Genomic DNA, 18,116 nt, shown 5'->3' with positions numbered 1-18,116 from the left:
GGCCGGGCCGCGGCGGTGCCCGCGGCTCAGGACGCCGTGCTGCCCACCGCTCCCGTGCTGCCCGGCGTCTGCGACGTCCCCGCCGCCACGGCGCGCTCCGCGCCGTCGAGCAGCGCCGTGGCCTCGGCGTGGACCTTCTTCTCGACGACGAACGACATGACAGGCACGACACCCGCGAGGACCATCGTCGCGAGCCGTCCGGTGCCCCAGCGCATCTTCACCCACAGGTCGACGACCGTGACGAGGTACACGACGTAGACCCAGCCGTGAGCGAAGGGGATCCACGCGATCCACGCCATGAGGTCGTCGGGCGCTCGCAGCACGTACTTGACGATCATCTCGACGCACAGGATGAGCAGGAACACGCCCGTGACGAGCGCGAGCACGCGGTAGCGCGCGAGCGCGGCGCGGGTCTTCGCGATGCGGTCCGTGAGGTCTGGCGTCGGCACGGGAAGCTCCTGGAAAAAGCGTTCGGGGAATGTCGGTGGCCCGGTCCATGCTAGTCGGGTGCGTTCACTCCCCCTCGACTCCCCAGGCATCCCGGACACCCGGTCCCCGGGCCGCTTCCTCTGGTGGCAGGCCCGCCGGCAGAAGGGCCCGCTCGCCCTCGCGCTCATCCTCGGCGTGCTCACCTTCGCGTCCCAGACGGTCATGCCGTACGTCTTCGGCGTGGCTCTCGACTCGGGGCTCGAGCAGGGGGTGACCCCCGAGCTCTGGCGGTGGGCGGGCATCCTCCTCGCCGCGGCCGTCGTCCAGGTCGTCACGGCCGCGTGGGGCCACCGCGCGGACGTCGTCAACTGGCTGCGCGCGTCGTTCGCGTCCTCCGAGCTCATCGGCAACCGCATCGTCGAGTCCGGCGACGCGATCAGCGAGGAGCTCCCCACGGGCGAGGTCGTCGCGACCGTCGCCTCCGACGCGCTGCGCATGGGCGACATCTACGCGAACGCCGCGCGCCTCGTCGGCTCGCTGTGCGCGTATGTCGTCGTCGCCGTCATCATGCTTAACATGTCGCTCCTGCTGGGGCTCGTCGTGACGCTCGGCCTTCCGATCGTCTCGGGCATGCTCGTGCTCCTCGTCAAGCCGCTCCAGGCGCGCCAGGCGGCGCAGCGCGAGGCCCAGGGCCGTCTCACGACGCTCGGCGCGGACACCGTCTCGGGCCTGCGCATCCTGCGCGGTATCGGTGGAGAGAAGGTCTTCGCGGACCGCTACAGGGCGCAATCACAGAAGGTCAAGGTCGCGGGCGAGCGCGTCGCGGTCACGCAATCGTGGCTCGACGGACTCCAGATCCTGCTGCCCTACCTCATGCTCGCGCTCGTCCTGTGGCTCGGTGCACGTGAGGCCGTCAAGGGCAACATCACGGCCGGTCAGCTCGTGACGTTCTTCGGCTACGCCTCGTTCCTCACGTGGCCCATGCAGAACATCGTCGAGGTCATCCAGTTCGTCACGCGCGCGTTCATCGCGTCCCGCAAGATCCTCAAGGTCCTGCAGACGGGCTCGGCGACGCCCGCGTCGTCGTCACCGGCGGTCATGCCTGCCGAGGGTGCCGAGCTCGTCGACGAGGCCTCGGGCCTCGTCGTCGCGCCGGGACGGCTCGTCGCGCTCGTGTGCCAGGACCCGGACGCCTCGGCAGCCGTCGCGACCCGGCTCGGCCGGCTCGACGACGAGCTCGAGGACGCGACACCCGTGCGTCTCGGCGGCGTCCTACTGCGCGACCTCGACAAGGGGGCCCTGCGCCGCCGCATCGTCGTCGGCGAAGCGACGCCCCACCTCTTCACGGGGTCGCTCCGCGCGGGTCTCGACGTCCGCGGCGGTGCGTCCGACGAGCAGATCCTCGCGGCCATGCACGTCGCGGACGCGGCCGACGTCCTCGACTCGACGCCCGACGGGCTCGACGGCGAGATCACGGAGAAGGGCCGCACGCTCTCGGGCGGGCAGCGTCAGCGCGTCGCGCTCGCGCGCGCGCTCCTCACGGACGCCGAGATCCTCGTGCTCGTCGAGCCGACAAGCGCGGTCGACGCCCACACCGAGGCGCGCATCGCGGAACGTCTCGCGGCCGCGCGCCGCGGTCGCACGACGGTCATCGTCACCGCGAGCCCGCTCGTCCTCGAGCACGTCGACGAGGTCGTGCTGCTCGAGGGAGGCACGATCGTCGCGCGCGGCACCCACCGCGGCCTCGTCACCGACACAGGCGAGGACGGCCGCCGCTACCGCGCGGTCGTCGACCGCAAGATGGACACCCACGACTCCCAGACCCCCGCGGAGGTGACCCGATGAGCGGGCGCAAGCTTCCCGTCGCCGACGGTCCGACGACGCGCCGGCACACCGCGGCGCTCCTGCGCCGTCATAGCCGTCCGCTCATCGGCATCACGGTGCTCCACACGATCGCGGCCCTCGCCGGTCTCGTCGGCCCGCTCCTCGTCGGCCGTCTCGTCGACCAGATCGTCGCGGGCGCGTCCCTCGCGGTCGTCGACCAGGCGGCGCTGATCTTCGTCACGGCGATCGTCCTGCAGTCCGTCCTCGTGCGCTTCGCCCAGCGCAAGGCTCGCGTCTACGGCGAGACGATGTTCGCCGAGCTCCGCGAGGACTTCGTCGATGCCGTCACGGCGCTGCCCCTCTCGACCGTCGAGTCGGCCGGCACGGGTGACCTCGTCGGTCGCACGACGAACGACGTCGACCGTGTGCAGTTCGCCGTCCGTTTCGGCGTGCCGCGCGTCCTTGTCGCGATCATCACGATCGTCGCAACCCTCGTCGCGGCGTTCATCATCGCGCCGCAGGTGACGGTCGTCATGGTGCTCACCGCGCCGATCGTCGTCATCGTCTCGCGGTGGTACCTCGCCCGGGCCACGCCCGGCTACCAGCGCGAGTCCGCCGCGTACGCAGCGCTCAACGGCACGATCACCGAGTCCGTCGAGGGGGCGCGCACGATCGACGCCCTGGCGCTCGAGCAGACACGCCGCGACCGGCTGCGCGCCGACCTCCGCGAGGCCTTCGAGGCCGAGCGGTACACGCTCCGGCTGCGGACGGTCCTCACGCCCGGCCTCGACACGCCGTTCATGCTCGCGCCGATCATCCTGCTGCTCTGGGGCGCGTTCCTCATCAGCCACGGCTGGACGACGGTCGGTGACGTCACGGCGATCGTCCTCTACATGCGGATGATCATCGGCCCCATCTGGGAGCTCGTTTTCTGGCTCGACGAGATCCAGGTCGCGATGACGTCGCTCGGGCGCCTCTTCGGCGTGCGGCTCGTCGAGCCGGATCGCACGACGTCGGGCGTCGAGCCCACGGACGAGGTCGTGCGCACCGAGGCTGTGCGCTACGCGTACCGCGAGGGGCACGACGTCCTCCACGGCATCGACCTCGACCTGCGCCCTGGCGAGCGCCTCGCGGTCGTCGGCCCCTCGGGCGCCGGCAAGTCGACGCTCGGCCGCATGATCGCCGGCATCCATCCGCCCACGGGCGGGGCGGCGACGGTCGGCGGCGTGCCGCTCGTCGACCTGCCGCTCGAGGACCTGCGCGGCCACGTCGCGCTCGTCACGCAGGAGCACCACGTGTTCGTCGGCACGCTCGCCGACAACCTGCGCCTCGCCGACGTCACGGCGAGCGACGAGGCCCTGCTGGGGGCGCTCGACGCGGTCGCGGCGCGCACGTGGGTCGACTCGCTGCCGGACGGCATCGAGACCGAGGTCGGCTCAGGCGGTTATCAGCTCAGCCCAGCGCAGGCCCAGCAGGTCGCGCTCGCGCGCCTCGTGCTGCTCGACCCGCACACGCTCATCCTCGACGAGGCGACGAGCCTCCTCGACCCGCGGGCCGCCCGCGAGCTCGAGACGTCGCTCGGCGCGGTCCTCACCGGCCGCACGGTCGTCGCGATCGCGCACCGCCTCCACACGGCCCACGACGCGGACCGCGTCGCGGTGGTCGACGGTGGCCGCATCAGCGAGATCGGCCCGCACGCCGAGCTCGTCTCGGCCGGCGGCGACTACGCCGCGCTGTGGCACTCCTGGCAGAGCGAGTAGCCCACGGTTCCAGTCCGCGAGGTCGCTGCTGAGAGCTGAGGTCGCTGATCGAGATCAGCGACCTGGACTCTCAGCAGCGACCTCGCGGGGCGTGTTCAGTCCCGGAACTGTTCCCAGCCTGCGAAGGCGTCGGGATCGCGGCCTGTACGCGCCTCGTCGCGGAGCATCTGCACCCACAGGCCCACGGCAAAGAGACCGAAGATCCACCATTGCAGTGCGTAGAAGAGGTTCTGCAGGTTGACGCCCTCACCGCCCTGAACGGTGGGTCGCGGCAGGAGCGTGAGGGCCTCGGAATCCGCCGGGTCCGTGGCCGAGGCCACGAGGTAGCCCGAGTAGATGGGCCCGCCCCACCTGTTGGCGAGCTGACCCGAGGAGATGGAGTCTGTGATCCCGTCGGTGACGATGCCGACGCCGACGGCTTCGGAGGACTGCAGGTAGCCGGTGACCGTCACCTCGCCCGAGGGCGCCGCGGGTGCGTCGTCGGGCGTGGCCACCCAGCCGCGCACCACCGGAATGACGGGGGCTCCCGAAAGGTCGGCCCACGACGCGCCCCCGGAGCCGTCGTCGCTCACCCGCAAGGGGGTGAGCACGAGGTATCCGGTCGCGCCATCGGCCGCACGCCCGGAGACAAGCAGTTGGTCGGTCTCAAAGGTGCCGGTCACGGTGACACTCGCGCCGACGGCCGCGCCCGGGAACGCCCGCTGCGGCACGAGAACGTCTGCGAGCGCCCGCGGTCCGGCCTGGGACAGTTCGTCGAGGCGGTGCTGCTCGGCCTGTGCGCCGCGTTCATAGGCACGCGAGAGCTGCCACACGCCAAGGTTCGCGCACACGGCGACCGCGGCAATCATGACGATGAACATGACGACGACGCGCGGAGCAATCGCGGCACGCACATAGTCGGCGATCGTCGGCCGGGGACCACGTCCTGCTGACGCCGCATCTTCAACCGACGCGTCGGCCGGAGCAGGAGCGTCAGCCTGGGCAGCAGCGTCGGTCTCGGCGGGAGCGTCGGGAACGGGCGCAGACATGCCCCCACGCTATCGCGCTCCCGGCACCCACATCCCCGGACGGATTGACGCTTTACCCGCATTGAATGCGGGTAAAGCGTCAATCCGTCGGGGAGGGGCGGGCTCGGATGTGGCCGTTCCTCTCGTGCGTGTGGCCTGAACGCAGCAAGATGGAAGAGCACGGAATCACCCCGAAGTCCTTCCCGAGGAGCTCAGCGTGAACGTTCCATCTCCGTCCGCCGCCCTGCTGGCCACACCGACGTCGGCCTGGCACCGCGGCTCAGGAACCCTCAACGACGAGACCATCACCCGCATCGACGGCTGGTGGCGTGCCGCCAACTACTTGTCCGTCGGGCAGATCTACCTCCTGGCGAACCCGCTCCTGCGGGAGCCCCTCACCCGCGATCACGTCAAACCGCGACTGCTCGGGCACTGGGGCACCACGCCGGGGCTCAACTTCATCTACGCGCACCTCACCCGGGCGATCCGCGAGCGCAGCCAGTCGACGCTCTACGTCACGGGCCCGGGCCACGGCGGCCCCGGCCTTGTTGCGAACGCCTACCTCGAAGGCACGTACACCGAGACGTACCCGGACATCACCCAGGACGATGAGGGCCTGCGCCGCCTCGTGCGGCAGTTCTCCTTCCCCGGTGGGATCCCCTCCCACGTCGCTCCGGAGACCCCGGGGTCGATCCACGAGGGTGGCGAGCTCGGCTACGCGCTCTCGCATGCGTACGGCGCGGCGTTCGACAATCCGGATTTGCTCGTCGTCGCGGTTGTCGGCGACGGCGAGGCTGAGACGGGTCCGCTCGCGACGAGCTGGCACTCAAACAAGTTCCTCAACCCGGCCACGGACGGCGTCGTCCTGCCGATTCTTCATCTCAACGGATACAAGATCGCCAACCCGACGGTTCTCGCGCGCATTGACGACGACGAGCTCGAGGCGCTCATGCGCGGCTACGGCCACACCCCTCACGTCTTTGTTGCGGGCTTCGACGACGAAACACCGGCGAGCTTCCACCGGCGCTTCGCCGAGCTTCTCGACACGGTGCTCGACGACATTGCGGCGATCAAGGAGAGCGCCGCGGCGGGCGATGAGTCGCGTCCGCGGTGGCCGATGATCGTTCTGCGCACGCCGAAGGGCTGGACGTGCCCGCCCGTCATCGACGGGAAGCGCACGGAGGACTCCTGGCGTGCGCACCAGGTTCCGCTCGCGAGCGCGCGGGACACGCCCGAGCACCTTGAGGTGCTCGAGGAGTGGCTCCGCTCGTACCGTCCCGAAGAGCTCTTCGACGCGACCGGCCGCCTCGATGCGGACATTGCGGCGCTTGCTCCGGAGGGCACGCTGCGGATGAGCGCGAATCCGCACGCGAACGGGGGCCTGCTCACGCAGGACCTGCGGCTGCCGGACTTCCGTGATCACGCCGTCGACGTTCCCGCGCCGGGTGCGACGTCGCACGAGGCGACGCGGGTCCTCGGCGAGTTCCTCACGGACGTCGTCCGGCTCAATCCGTCGACGTTCCGGATTTTCGGGCCCGACGAAACCGCGTCGAACCGCCTCCAGGCGGTGTACAAGGCCACCGACAAGGTGTGGAATGCCGCGTACCTGCCGACGGATGACGACGATCACCTTGCGCGCCGCGGGCGCGTCGTCGAGATGCTCTCGGAGCATCAGTGCCAGGGGTGGCTTGAGGGCTATCTGCTCACGGGGCGCCACGGTCTGTTCAGTTGCTACGAGGCGTTCATCCATATTGTCGACTCGATGGTCAACCAGCACGCGAAGTGGCTCAAGGTCACGCGCGAGATCCCGTGGCGTCGTCCCGTGCCGAGCCTCAACTACCTGCTCTCGAGTCACGTGTGGCGCCAGGACCACAACGGCTTTTCCCACCAGGACCCAGGCTTCGTTGACCACGTCGTCAACAAGAAGGCCGAGGTGGTGCGGGTCTACCTGCCGTTCGACACGAACACCCTGCTGAGCACGTATGACCATTGCTTGCGGTCGCGCGACTACATCAACGTCGTCGTCGCGGGGAAGCAGCCCACCGCGGACCTGCTGACCATGGACGAGGCGGTGGCGCACTGCAAGCGCGGCCTGGGCATCTGGGAGTGGGCGGGCACGGAGGTCGCGGGCGAGGATCCGGACGTCGTCCTGGCATGCGCGGGCGACGTCCCGACGCTTGAGGTGCTCGCGGCCGCCGATCTGCTGCGTCAACATGTGCCGGAGCTGCGGGTGCGCGTCGTCAACGTCGTCGACCTCATGCGGCTGCAGGATGAGCGCGAGCATCCGCACGGCCTGTCCGACCGTGACTTCGACACGATTTTCACGACGGACGCGCCGGTGATCTTCGCGTACCACGGCTACCCGTGGCTCATCCACCGCCTCACGTATCGCCGCAAAGGGCACAGCAACATTCACGTGCGCGGGTACAAGGAGGAGGGCACGACGACGACGCCGTTCGACATGGTCATGCTCAATGACCTCGACCGCTTCCACCTCGTCATTGACGTCATCGACCGGGTTGAGGGCCTCGGCTCCCGCTACGGTGCGCTGCGTCAGCACATGCAGGATGAGCGGCTGCGGGCCCGGCAGTACACGCGCTCGCACGGGGAGGACCTGCGGGAGATCCGTGACTGGGTGTGGCCCGCGGCGGCGGCGCTCGCCGAGGCCAGCGGCACGCCCCTCGGCACGGGCGCCGCGGTCGAGACAGGCGGAGACAACGAGTAGCCCCGCGCTACCCCGCCCCTCCTGACGGATTGACGTTCTACCCGCATCGAATGCGGGTAGAACGTCAATCCGTCGGGGAAGGGAGGGCTGCAGGGGGCGGGCGGCAAGGAGTGCGGGCGAAGGGCTCGTCGTGACGGACGTCTCGTCCCTCCGGCGGCTTGTTTGAATGACGACGGCCAGCGGGGATGAAAGGCTGTGTTCAGCCACACACGGCCTCGCGGACATCATGGGACCTCTGTCCCCCGTTTCCCCGACAGCCACCGTGTTTGGTGGAAAGTGAGCCCGCCCAACGGCGGGTTCGCACTGCGGACCGGCGTCGACGCAGTCGGCGCTCCGCACCCGGCGGCCCGGAGGGGGTCGCCCGCACAGGAGGCGAGCTCGTGACAACGTCGGCACGGAACATCTACATCACGTCTGCCGAAGGTGCGACGGGCAAATCGACCCTCGCTCTCGGCGTCGTCGATCTCCTCACCCGTCGCGTGCAGCGGGTCGGCGTCTTCCGTCCCGTCGCACGGTCGACGGAGACGCGTGACCACGTCCTCGAGCTGCTGCTCGCGCACGACGGCGTGGACCTCTCCTACGAGGAGTGCGTCGGCGTCACGTACGACGAGCTCCACGCGGACGCCGAGGCTGCGCTGTCGACGATCGTCTCCCGCTACCACGCGGTCGAGGCCAAGTGCGACGTCGTCGTCATCGTCGGCACGGACTACACGGACGTCGCAGGCCCCACCGAGCTCGGCGTCAACGCGCGCATCGCCGCGAACCTCGGCGCCCCCGTGCTCCTCGTCGTCTCCGGTGCCCGCCGCACGCCCGAGGCCGTCCGTCAGAGCGCGGACGTCGCGATCGCGGAGCTCGCGGCGCACCACGCGCACGCGATCTCGGTCGTCGCCAACCGGTGCGCCCCCGAGCAGACGGCGGCGGTCGCCGCCGCGCTCGACGGTCCGCTGCCGAGCTGGGCCGTACCGGAGGAGCCGTTCCTCTCCGCGCCGACGATGGGCCAGCTCGCCGATGCCGTCGGCGGCCGCCTGCTGCTCGGCGACCCTGCTCTCCTGGGCCGTGAGGTCCTCGACGTGCAGGTCGGGGCGATGGGCGTCGAGCACCTCCTCGGCCGCATCAAGGAGGGGTCCGTCGTCATCGCCCCCGGAGACCGGTCCGACATCCTTCTCGGTCTTGTCATGGCGAACTCCGCGGCGGGCTTCCCGAGCCTCTCGGGCATCATCCTCAACGGTGGCTTCACGCCGCCCGAGACGATCGCACGGCTCGTCGAGGGGCTTGACCAGCGACTGCCGATCGTCGCGACGGACCTCGGGACGTTCCGTTCGGCGTCGGCCGCGTACGAGACGCGCGGCATGGTGACGAAGGACGCCGAGCTCAAGGTCGCGGCCGCGCTCGCGCTCTTCGAGCAGTACGTCGCGGGCGACGCGCTGCTCGACCACCTGCAGCTGTCGCGGACGGACGTCGTCACCCCGCTGATGTTCGAGTACGAGCTGCTCGACCGGGCGCGCAACGACCGCAAGCACATCGTCCTGCCCGAGGGCAACGACGACCGCATCCTGCGGGCGGCTGCGCAGCTGCTGCAGCGCCAGGTCGCGGAGCTGACGATCCTCGGCACGCCGCGCGACATCCAGGCGCGAGCGGCGGAGCTGGGTCTCGACCTCTCCGAGGCGCACCTCGTCGACCCGTCCGAGGGCGAGCTCTTCGAGCGGTTCGCGCTCGAGTACACGGAGCTGCGCAAGCACAAGGGCATGACTGTCGACCGCGCGCGGGAGATCGTCCGGTCGGTGTCGTACTTCGGCACGATGATGGTCCAGCTGGGCCTCGCCGACGGCATGGTCTCTGGCGCGGCGCACACGACCGCGCACACGATCAAGCCGTCGTTCGAGATCATCAAGACCGTGCCCGACGTCTCCGTCGTCTCGTCGGTCTTCCTCATGTGCCTCGAGGACCGCGTGCTCGTCTACGGCGACTGCGCCGTCAACCCGGACCCGACGGCCGAGCAGCTCGCGGACATTGCGATCTCGTCCGCGGCGACGGCCGCCCAGTTCGGTGTGGAGCCGCGCATCGCGATGCTCTCGTACTCGACGGGCTCGTCCGGCTCGGGCGCGGACGTCGACAAGGTGCGGCGCGCGACGGAGATCGTGCGCGAGCGGCGGCCCGACCTCTCGGTCGAAGGGCCGATCCAGTACGACGCCGCGGTCGACGCGTCGGTCGCGCAGACGAAGCTTCCGGACTCGGCGGTCGCGGGTCGTGCGACGGTCTTCATCTTCCCGGACCTCAACACGGGTAACAACACGTACAAGGCCGTGCAGCGGTCCGCGGGAGCGGTCGCGGTCGGCCCGGTCCTGCAGGGTCTGCGCAAGCCGGTCAACGACCTCTCGCGGGGCGCGCTCGTGCAGGACATCGTCAACACCGTGGCCATCACGGCCATCCAGGCCCAGGGCGACGCGCCCACGGGCGCGTGACCGCGCACGACGCGGAGAAGCAAGGAGCTGCTCACACCATGACCCACCCGTCCGTCCTCGTCATCAACGCAGGTTCGTCGTCGATCAAGTACCAGCTCGTCGACACGGTCGACGGCGAGGCGATCGCCTCCGGCGTCGTCGAGCGCATCGGCCAGTCCGAGGGCATCGTCACGCACAAGCACGCGGGCGAGCAGACGCGTCTCGACGAGCCGGTCCCGGACCACGCGACGGGTCTGCGCCGCGTACTGGACCTCTTCGCGGAGCACGGTCCGGACATCGCGTCGGCGAACGTCGTCGCCGTGGGGCACCGGGTCGTCCAGGGCGGCTCGCTGTTCTCGGGCCCGACGCTCGTCACGGACGAGGTCGTCGAGCAGATCCGTAGCCTCGTGCCGCTCGCTCCCCTGCACAACCCGGGGCACGTCGCGGGGCTCGAGGTCGCGCGCGAGCTCCTGCCGGACGTCCCGCACGTCGTGATCTTCGACACGGCGTTCTTCCAGACACTCCCGGAGGCCGCGTTTACGTACGCGATCGACCGTGAGGTCGCGGCGGCGAACCAGGTGCGCCGGTACGGGTTCCACGGCACGTCGCACGACTTCGTCTCGAAGGCCGCCGCGGAGTTCCTGGGCCGTCCGCTCGCGGACCTGCGGCAGATCATCCTGCATCTCGGCAACGGAGCGTCGGTGTCGGCGGTCCGGGGCGGGGTCGCGGTCGAGACGTCGATGGGTCTGACGCCGCTCGAGGGTCTCGTCATGGGGACGCGCTCGGGGGACATCGACCCGGCGGTGATCTTCCACCTGCACCGCACGGCGGGCATGAGCGTCGACGAGATCGACACGCTGCTCAACAAGCGCTCGGGCATGCTCGGGCTCACGGGCGAGTCGGACTTCCGTGCGATCCACGAGCTCGTCGAGCAGGGCTCCCAGGATGCGCGTCTGGCACTGGACGTCTACGCGCACCGGCTCAAGAAGTACGTGGGTTCCTACCTTGCTGTGCTCGGCGGTGTCGACGTCATCACGTTCACGGCGGGCATCGGCGAGAACGACGACGTGGTGCGCGGGCTCGCGCTCGCGGGTCTCGCCGAGCTCGGCATCGAGATCGACCCGGTGCGCAACGCGGGTCGTAAGAAGGAGCCGACGATCATCTCGACGGACGCGTCGCGGGTCACGGTGCTTGTCGTCCCGACGAACGAGGAGCTCGCGATCGCGCAGCAGAGCGTCGCGCGCGTCACCGAACTTGCGGCAGCCCCCACCGCCACACCTCTCTGACGCTCTGCCCCGCGCGCAGGAATCCGCGCGGATGGTTGCTCCGAGCAGCCATCTGCGCGGATTCCCCTGTCGGACGGGCGTCTTCTGCACGACGCCCCTGCCCGCTCACGGCATCCGCAGCGCCCGCAGGGCGCGCAACCCCGTCGTGAGGAGCGCCTGGCCCTTGCCGTCGGGGAGCTTGAAGAGCTCGTCGAGGCTCGCGCCGTGGCCGACGAGCCGCTGGACGACGATCGTCTGCGGCTCGGTCATCGCCTCGATGCTCTCGCGGCCGTGTCGCCGGCCGAGGCCGGACTGCTTGAAGCCGCCCATGGGCGCGGCGACGGAGCCCCACGCGGACGCGTAGCCGTCGTTGATGCCGACGGAGCCGGCCTCGACGCGCGCGGCGAGCTCACGCCCGCGGCGGGCACTCGTCGTCCAGATGCTCGCGTTGAGGCCGTAGTCGGTGTCGTTCATGAGGCGCACGGCCTCGTCGTCGTCGCGCACGACGCGCAGCGTGACGAGCGGCCCGAACGTCTCCTCGCGCGCGCACAGGGCGTCGTCGGGGACGTCCGTCAGGACGGTCGGCTCGTGGAAGAGCGGGCCGAGGTCGGTGCGGTGGACGCCACCGACGAGTACGCGCGCGCCGCGGCGGAGCGCGTCGTCGACGTGCTCGGTGACGCGCTCGAGCTGTGCGGAGGTCGTGAGCGAGCCGACGTCGTGGGAGTAGTCGAGGCCCGCGCCGACGCGCAGCTCCCGCACGCGCGCAACGAACGCGGCCGTGAACTCCTCGGCGACGTCGGTGTGGACGTAGAGACGTTCGATCGACATGCACAGCTGGCCCGTGTTGGCGAAGCATGCGCGGACGGCGCCGAGCGCGGCAGCGTCGACGTCCGCGTCCGCGGCGACGTAGAGGGGGTTCTTGCCGCCGAGCTCGAGGGTTGCGCCGACGAGGCGGCCCGCGGCCTGGGCGGCGACCTTGCGGCCGGTCGCGGTCGAGCCCGTGAAGACGACGTGGTCGACGGCGTCGACGAGCGCGGCGCCGACCTCTCCCCCGCCTGCCACGACGCGCAGGACGCCGCGCGGCAGCCCCGCGCGCACGAGCGCCTCGGCAGCCCACAGCGCCGTGAGCGTCGTCTGCGGATCCGGCTTGAGGACGACGGCGTTGCCCGCGAGCAGCGCAGGCAGGGCGTCGGACAGCGCGAGCGTCAGCGGGTAGTTCCACGGCGCGATGACACCGACGACCCCGACCGGTCGGCGGTGGACGCGCGCAGACGTGAGGACCGGCAGCATGCCCGGCACGCGCCGGTCACGCAGGTAGGAGGCCCCGCGGACGCCGTAGTGGCGCGTCACCTGCGCGAGGTCCGCGACCTCCTCGAAGGCGCTCGCACGCGACTTCCCGTTCTCGAGCTGGACGAGGTCGAGCACGTCCGACTGCTCGGCGAGGACGATGTCCCCGAGCGCGAGCAGGACGCGCGCGCGGTCGGTGACCGACCGCCGGGCCCACGCGCGCTGCGCCGCCCGCGCCTCTGCAACCGCGCGTGCGACGTCCTCAGGCGTCGAGACAGGCACGGACGCGAGCGGCGCACCCGTCTGCGGCGAGCGGACGAGATCCTCCCGCGCGCCGGGCGACACGACGAGCTGCCGCAGCAGATGCGTGAGGTCACCCGGCTCGAGGAGGTACGTCGACCCGACGTCCTCGGGGTCGAGCGGGCCGTCGGCCGCGGGGCCGTGGGCCGCGGGAGCGGGAGCGGCCTGTCCGGGGGTGTTCGGGGTCTCCTCGTGTCCGGCGTCGTCGGCGGGCACGTGCGGCTCGGGGCTCATGGGTCGAATCTACGTCCTGCCCCTGACAGTCCGCTGGGTTTCACCTCTCCGCGAACCGAGGAACCACCCCGGGTACACCACGGCCCGCCGACGCGGGGAGCGTCGGCGGGCCGCGGCGTACGTGCGGGAAGGATCAGTGCGGCTGGTACGGCGAGACGACGACCTCGACGCGCTGGAGCTCCTTGAGGTCCGAGTAGCCGGTCGTCGCCATCGAACGGCGCAGCGCCCCGACGAGGTTGAGCGTGCCGTCGGCACGGTCGGACGGGCCGAAGAGGATCTGCTCGAACGTGCCGGCCTGGCCGACCTCGACGCGGTGACCGCGCGGCAGCTGCAGGTGGTGCGCCTCGGAACCCCAGTGGAAGCCCTTGCCGGGAGCGTCGGTCGCGCGGGCGAGCGCCGCACCGACCATGACGGCGTCCGCACCGCACGCGACGGCCTTGACGAGGTCGCCCGAGCGTCCGATCGCGCCGTCGGCGATGACGTGGACGTAGCGGCCGCCGGACTCGTCGAGGTAGTCACGACGCGCCGCGGCGACGTCGGCGACCGCCGACGCCATGGGCGCGTGGATGCCGAGCGTCGTGCGTGTCGTGTGCGCGGCACCGCCACCGAAGCCGACGAGGACGCCCGCGGCACCCGTGCGCATGAGGTGGAGCGCAGCCTGGTACGTCGCGGCGCCGCCGACGATGACGGGCACGTCGAGCTCGTAGATGAACCGCTTGAGGTTGAGGGGCTCGGCGTTCGCGGAGACGTGCTCCGCCGAGACCGTCGTGCCGCGGATGACGAAGAGGTCGACGCCAGCCGCGAGGACGTCCGCGTAGAACTCCTGCGTGCGCTGCGGCGTGAGGGCGCCCGCGACGACGACGCCCGCGTCGCGGATCTCCTTGAGGCGCGCCTTGATGAGCTCGCCCTTGATGGGCTCGGAGTAGATCTCCTGCATGCGCGTCGTCGCACGAGCGTCGTCGAGCGACGCGATCTCGTCGAGGAGCGGTTGCGGGTCCTCGTAGCGCGTCCACAGCCCCTCGAGGTCGAGGACGCCCAGGCCGCCGAGCTTGCCGAGCGCGATCGCGGTCGCGGGGCTCATGACGGAGTCCATGGGGGCGGCGATGATCGGCGTCTCGAAGTGGAAGGCATCGATCTGCCAGCTGACGGAGACGTCCTTCGGGTCACGCGTGCGCCGCGAGGGCACGATCGCGATGTCGTCGAAGGAGTATGCGCGGCGTCCGCGCTTGCCACGGCCGATCTCGATCTCGTTGCTCACGGGTCCCAGGGTACCGCGAGGAGATGCCGTCGCCCGCGACTGTCGTCCCAGGAGCCGTTGCGGCAGGGTGAAGTCATGATCACCGACGACGACCTCACCCACCTGCGCCGCTGCGTCGAGCTCGCACGCGAGGCCCTCGACGACGGCGACGAGCCCTTCGGCTCGGTGCTCGTCGACGCCACGGGTCGGGTGCGAGCAGAGGACCGCAACCGCGTCAAGGACGGCGACCGCACGCGTCATCCCGAGCTCGAGCTCGCGCGGTGGGCCGCTGCCCACCTCACGCCGGCCGAGCGCGCAGGTGCGACGGTCTTCACATCGGGCGAGCACTGCCCCATGTGCGCGGCGGCGCACGCGTGGGTGGGGCTCGGACGCATCGTCTACGTCGCGAGCTCCGCACAGCTCACCGAGTGGCTCACCGCGTGGGGCGTCGCTCCCGCCCCGGTGCTGCCGCTGCCCGTGCAGGACGTCGCGCCGGGCATCGTCGTCGAGGGTCCGGTGCCGAAGCTCGCCGGCGAGGTCCGGGCGCTCCACGCGCGCCTCCACGGCGCGGGCTGACGTCCCGACTGCGACGTCAGCAGTCGGCACCGCCACGGATCATGAAGGCTCTCGTCGAGGACGTCGAGAAACTGCATGACACGAGGACCTTGAGGCACTGGGGCGGCCGTTCTCGATCGCGTTGAGCAACTGACCGGAGTCACCGGGCTTCTGGGCGAGCTGGGTCTGGGTGGGTCCGTCACCGGTGCGCAGGTGCGGGATCGTCGCGTCGTGCCTGGGGATCGAACGCGCGTTGTGGAGCACCTTCTTGAAGTCAACGCACCTCAACGGTGCTCCTATGTCCACGTACGGCGACACGCGCGCATTGAGGCCGTTCGCCCGCACACGAGCGCGGTACCTGTCAGCCCGCCAGCACCAGCAGACCCACCACTACAGCCACGATGATGAGCAGACCTAGGTATCCGAGGACCAACCCCGCCACAGCCAGGCCGCGCCCACGCTCCCCGGTCTCGGCGATCTGCTTGAGCGCCACGTGCCCGAAGACGATCCCAAGCAGGCCTCCGCCGAGACCGAAGACGAGCGACAGAATCGCCGCCACGTTGGTCCTGGCCGGAGAGAGCACTGACGCGGCGCCCGGCGGTAACGCTCCCGGTGGCGGGGCCTGCCCACCGTGGACCTCGCGGTACGCCGCCTCCCACTGCTCGACCTGGACCACCCGCGCCTGATGCGCCACCTGCGCCCTGCGCGCGGACCGCGCGGCCCGCTGGGACTGGACCATGTCGGGGTCGATCCGCCACGCCGAGACGAGCGCGACCACGAACCCCACGAGCGCCAGCACACCGACGAGCATGAACGGCGTCGAGCGGCCATCGAAGCTGCCGAGGAACGTCAGAGCCGTCACGACGGACAACGAGACCAGCGCGGTTCCTCTCCACCGGAGCGACAGCGAGACGAGCGCGAGCACTGCGACTAGAAGAGCGACGGCGTGCACGACGCTACTCAGGAGGCCGGGGCCGGGGAGCAGCGCGACCGCTCCGACCGCCGCGCCGACGATCCCGGCGACACGCAAGGCTGCGCCTCCCCGTACGACCCCGGCGCCGTCGACGCTTCCTCGAGTGGGCTCCTGGGCGACAACGACGCGCTCCGTGCCGTCGAATTGCCCGGCAGGCACGTCCAAGGTCTGCGGCGACACCGCCGCTGGCGTCGTGTGCTCGGTCCAGCTCGTACCGTCCCAGTACCTGTGGTTCCCCGACCCGTCCGGGTACCACCCGGGTGGCACAACACTCACGTTCTCACCTCGTCGCGAAGGCGATGCGCCCCTGTAACGCCCCACCGTGGCGGCAAGGCTAGCACCCGCGCTGACGGGGATCGTGGCTGTAGCCACGATCCCCGTCAGCGTGCGGCGGCTCAGTCGAGCCGCGCGTACGCACCGATCGTCAGGAACGTCGGGAACTCGTCCCCGCACGCGACGTCACGGAAGATCTGCGCGGCCTCGTCGATCCTGTCGCCCGGTGTGCGCGGCAGGTCGTCGACGATCTGGGCGAGGAGCGTCTCGACGCGCTCGGCCGTGATGAGCGCCCCGCCCTGCGTGCGCGTGCCGTTGTGGATCCACTGCCACACCTGCGAGCGCGAGATCTCCGCGGTCGCCGCGTCCTCCATGAGGTGGTCGATCGCCGCGGCGCCCGTGCCCCGCAGCCACGAGGCGACGTACCGGACGCCGACGGAGATGTTCGTGCGCAGCCCCTCCGCCGAGACGCCCGCACCGGCCGACGCCGACGAGACGTCGAGCAGGTCGCGCGCCGTGACGTGGACGTCCTCGCGCAGACGGTGCCGCTGGTCGTCGCGTCCCTCGAGGACGGCCTCGAACTCCTCGCGGGCGAACGGGATGAGGTCGGGGTGCGCGACCCACGTGCCGTCGAACCCGTCGGTCGCCTCACGTCGCTTGTCCGCACGGACCTGCTTCTCCGCGCGCTCGGTGACCTCGGGACGACGACGGTCGGGGATGAACGCGCTCATGCCGCCGATGGCCTGCGCACCGCGCTGGTGGCAGGTCGCGACGAGCAGCTCGGTGTACGCCCGCATGAACGGGACAGTCATCGTCACGGACCCCCGGTCCGGCAGGACGAAGAACGAGCCGCGACGACGGAAGTTCTTGATCATCGAGAAGAGGTAGTCCCAGCGGCCGGCGTTGAGCCCCGCGCAGTGGTCGCGCAGCTCGTAGAGGATCTCCTCCATCTCGAACGCCGCGGGCAGCGTCTCGATGAGGACGGTCGCGCGGATCGTGCCGTGCGGCAGGCCCAGACGCTCCTCGGAGTACGAGAACACCTCGTCCCACAGGCGCGCCTCGCGCCGCCCCTCGAGCTTGGGCAGGTAGAGGTAGGGGCCGCGGCCGCGCGCGACGAGCTCGCGGGCGTTGTGGAAGAGGTAGAGGCCGGCGTCGACGAGCGACGCCGACGCGGGCGTCTCGGTGCCTGCGCGATCGACCGACCGCAGGTGCTTCTCGATGAGGTGCCACCCGCGCGGCCGGAACACGATCGTCGGCAGGTCCGTGAGCGTGCTCGACGGCAGCCGGTACTCCTTGCCCTCGGGAGACGTGAAGCGGAGCGTGCCGCGGATGCCGTCGTGGAGGGCGACCTGCCCGCCGACGATGTTCTCCCATGTGGGGCTCAGCGCGTCCTCGTGGTCGGCGAGCCACACGTTCGCCCCGGAGGACAGGGCGTTGATCGCCATCTTCGGGTCGGTCGGGCCGGTGATCTCGACGTGCCTGCGCTCGAGCCCCGGGCCGGGGCCGGCGACGCGCCACGTGCGGTCGTCGCGGATGTCACGGGTCTCGGGCAGGAAGTCGGGGTCGATGCCGTCCTCGATCATCTGCCGGGCGCGCTGGCGCTCGACGAGGAGCTCGTGGCGACGGGCCGCGAACCGGTCGTGGAGCTCGGCGACGAAGTCAAGGGCGTCGGGCGTGAGGATCTCGTCGCCACGGGGGCCGGCGTCGCGCGTCGGGCGGATCGTCGGGCGCGTGCGCGGCGGGGACGTCGTGTCGGTCGTGAGGGTCATGGCGTGCTCCTTCGGGGACGCCGGCGCGGGCCCGGTG

General features: G+C 70.8%; 12 protein-coding genes and 1 pseudogene. 6 read left to right on the top strand and 7 right to left on the bottom strand.

Going from position 1 to position 18,116, the window contains the following annotated elements:
- Positions 1–26: 26 nt before the first annotated feature.
- On the bottom strand, positions 27–449 hold the full coding sequence (locus tag IGS67_RS05125) for a DUF3817 domain-containing protein (RefSeq protein ID WP_328741585.1): 423 nt from the start codon (positions 447–449) through the stop codon (positions 27–29).
- 58 nt (positions 450–507) lie between these two features.
- Here IGS67_RS05125 and IGS67_RS05120 point away from each other — a divergent pair, with 58 nt between their 5' ends.
- Together IGS67_RS05120 and IGS67_RS05115 are read left to right on the top strand one after the other, a co-directional pair.
- On the top strand, positions 508–2,274 hold the full coding sequence (locus tag IGS67_RS05120) for an ABC transporter ATP-binding protein (RefSeq protein WP_328741583.1): 1,767 nt from the start codon (positions 508–510) through the stop codon (positions 2,272–2,274).
- Positions 2,271–4,013 carry an ABC transporter ATP-binding protein gene (locus IGS67_RS05115; protein WP_192278487.1) on the top strand — a complete coding sequence of 581 codons (1,743 nt, stop codon included), beginning with the start codon at positions 2,271–2,273 and terminating at the stop codon, positions 4,011–4,013. The genes IGS67_RS05120 and IGS67_RS05115 overlap by 4 nt, the downstream gene beginning before the upstream one ends.
- A 95-nt stretch (positions 4,014–4,108) precedes the next feature.
- On the opposite strand, the gene IGS67_RS05110 is transcribed toward IGS67_RS05115, so the two are convergent.
- Positions 4,109–5,041, bottom strand: a complete 933-nt coding sequence (locus IGS67_RS05110; RefSeq protein WP_235977740.1) for an SURF1 family protein — start codon at positions 5,039–5,041, stop codon at positions 4,109–4,111.
- Positions 5,042–5,267: 226 nt separating this feature from the next.
- Between IGS67_RS05110 and IGS67_RS05105 the strand changes: the two genes are divergently transcribed.
- The 3 genes from IGS67_RS05105 (at position 5,268) to IGS67_RS05095 (ending at position 11,472) form a co-directional block, all read left to right on the top strand.
- Positions 5,268–7,745 (top strand): phosphoketolase family protein, encoded by a 2,478-nt coding sequence (locus IGS67_RS05105; RefSeq protein WP_192278896.1) that lies wholly within the window; start codon positions 5,268–5,270, stop codon positions 7,743–7,745.
- A gap of 380 nt (positions 7,746–8,125) precedes the next feature.
- A complete protein-coding gene (gene pta / locus IGS67_RS05100; protein WP_328741580.1) occupies positions 8,126–10,207 on the top strand; it encodes a phosphate acetyltransferase in 2,082 nt (693 codons plus the stop codon).
- A 38-nt stretch (positions 10,208–10,245) separates the two neighbouring features.
- Complete coding sequence (locus tag IGS67_RS05095; protein ID WP_192278483.1) at positions 10,246–11,472, top strand: acetate kinase; 1,227 nt, start codon at positions 10,246–10,248, stop codon at positions 11,470–11,472.
- Positions 11,473–11,577: 105 nt separating this feature from the next.
- Here IGS67_RS05095 and IGS67_RS05090 read toward each other — a convergent pair whose 3' ends face one another.
- Together IGS67_RS05090 and IGS67_RS05085 are read right to left on the bottom strand one after the other, a co-directional pair.
- On the bottom strand, positions 11,578–13,272 hold the full coding sequence (locus IGS67_RS05090) for a succinic semialdehyde dehydrogenase (protein WP_192278481.1): 1,695 nt from the start codon (positions 13,270–13,272) through the stop codon (positions 11,578–11,580).
- 133 nt (positions 13,273–13,405) lie between these two features.
- Complete coding sequence (locus IGS67_RS05085) at positions 13,406–14,530, bottom strand: GuaB3 family IMP dehydrogenase-related protein (RefSeq protein WP_192278479.1); 1,125 nt, start codon at positions 14,528–14,530, stop codon at positions 13,406–13,408.
- Between the two features lie 75 nt (positions 14,531–14,605).
- Here IGS67_RS05085 and IGS67_RS05080 point away from each other — a divergent pair, with 75 nt between their 5' ends.
- Complete coding sequence (locus IGS67_RS05080; protein ID WP_192278477.1) at positions 14,606–15,085, top strand: nucleoside deaminase; 480 nt, start codon at positions 14,606–14,608, stop codon at positions 15,083–15,085.
- Between the two features lie 340 nt (positions 15,086–15,425).
- Here IGS67_RS05080 and IGS67_RS13630 read toward each other — a convergent pair whose 3' ends face one another.
- From IGS67_RS13630 to aceB, 3 genes and pseudogenes are all read right to left on the bottom strand, one after another.
- Positions 15,426–16,217 (bottom strand): DUF4190 domain-containing protein, encoded by a 792-nt coding sequence (locus tag IGS67_RS13630; RefSeq protein WP_328741576.1) that lies wholly within the window; start codon positions 16,215–16,217, stop codon positions 15,426–15,428.
- A gap of 3 nt (positions 16,218–16,220) precedes the next feature.
- Positions 16,221–16,304 (bottom strand): annotated as a pseudogene (locus IGS67_RS14485) (DUF2510 domain-containing protein); the annotation flags it as partial.
- Between the two features lie 128 nt (positions 16,305–16,432).
- Complete coding sequence (aceB, locus tag IGS67_RS05065) at positions 16,433–18,079, bottom strand: malate synthase A (RefSeq protein WP_192278476.1); 1,647 nt, start codon at positions 18,077–18,079, stop codon at positions 16,433–16,435.
- Positions 18,080–18,116: the final 37 nt, after the last annotated feature.

Origin of the sequence: Flavimobilis rhizosphaerae (genome assembly GCF_014852685.1) — a bacterium.
Taxonomy (GTDB): domain Bacteria; phylum Actinomycetota; class Actinomycetes; order Actinomycetales; family Cellulomonadaceae; genus Flavimobilis; species Flavimobilis rhizosphaerae.
Note: the sequence above shows the minus strand (reverse complement) of the source record. Positions and strands in the feature narration are given on the sequence as shown.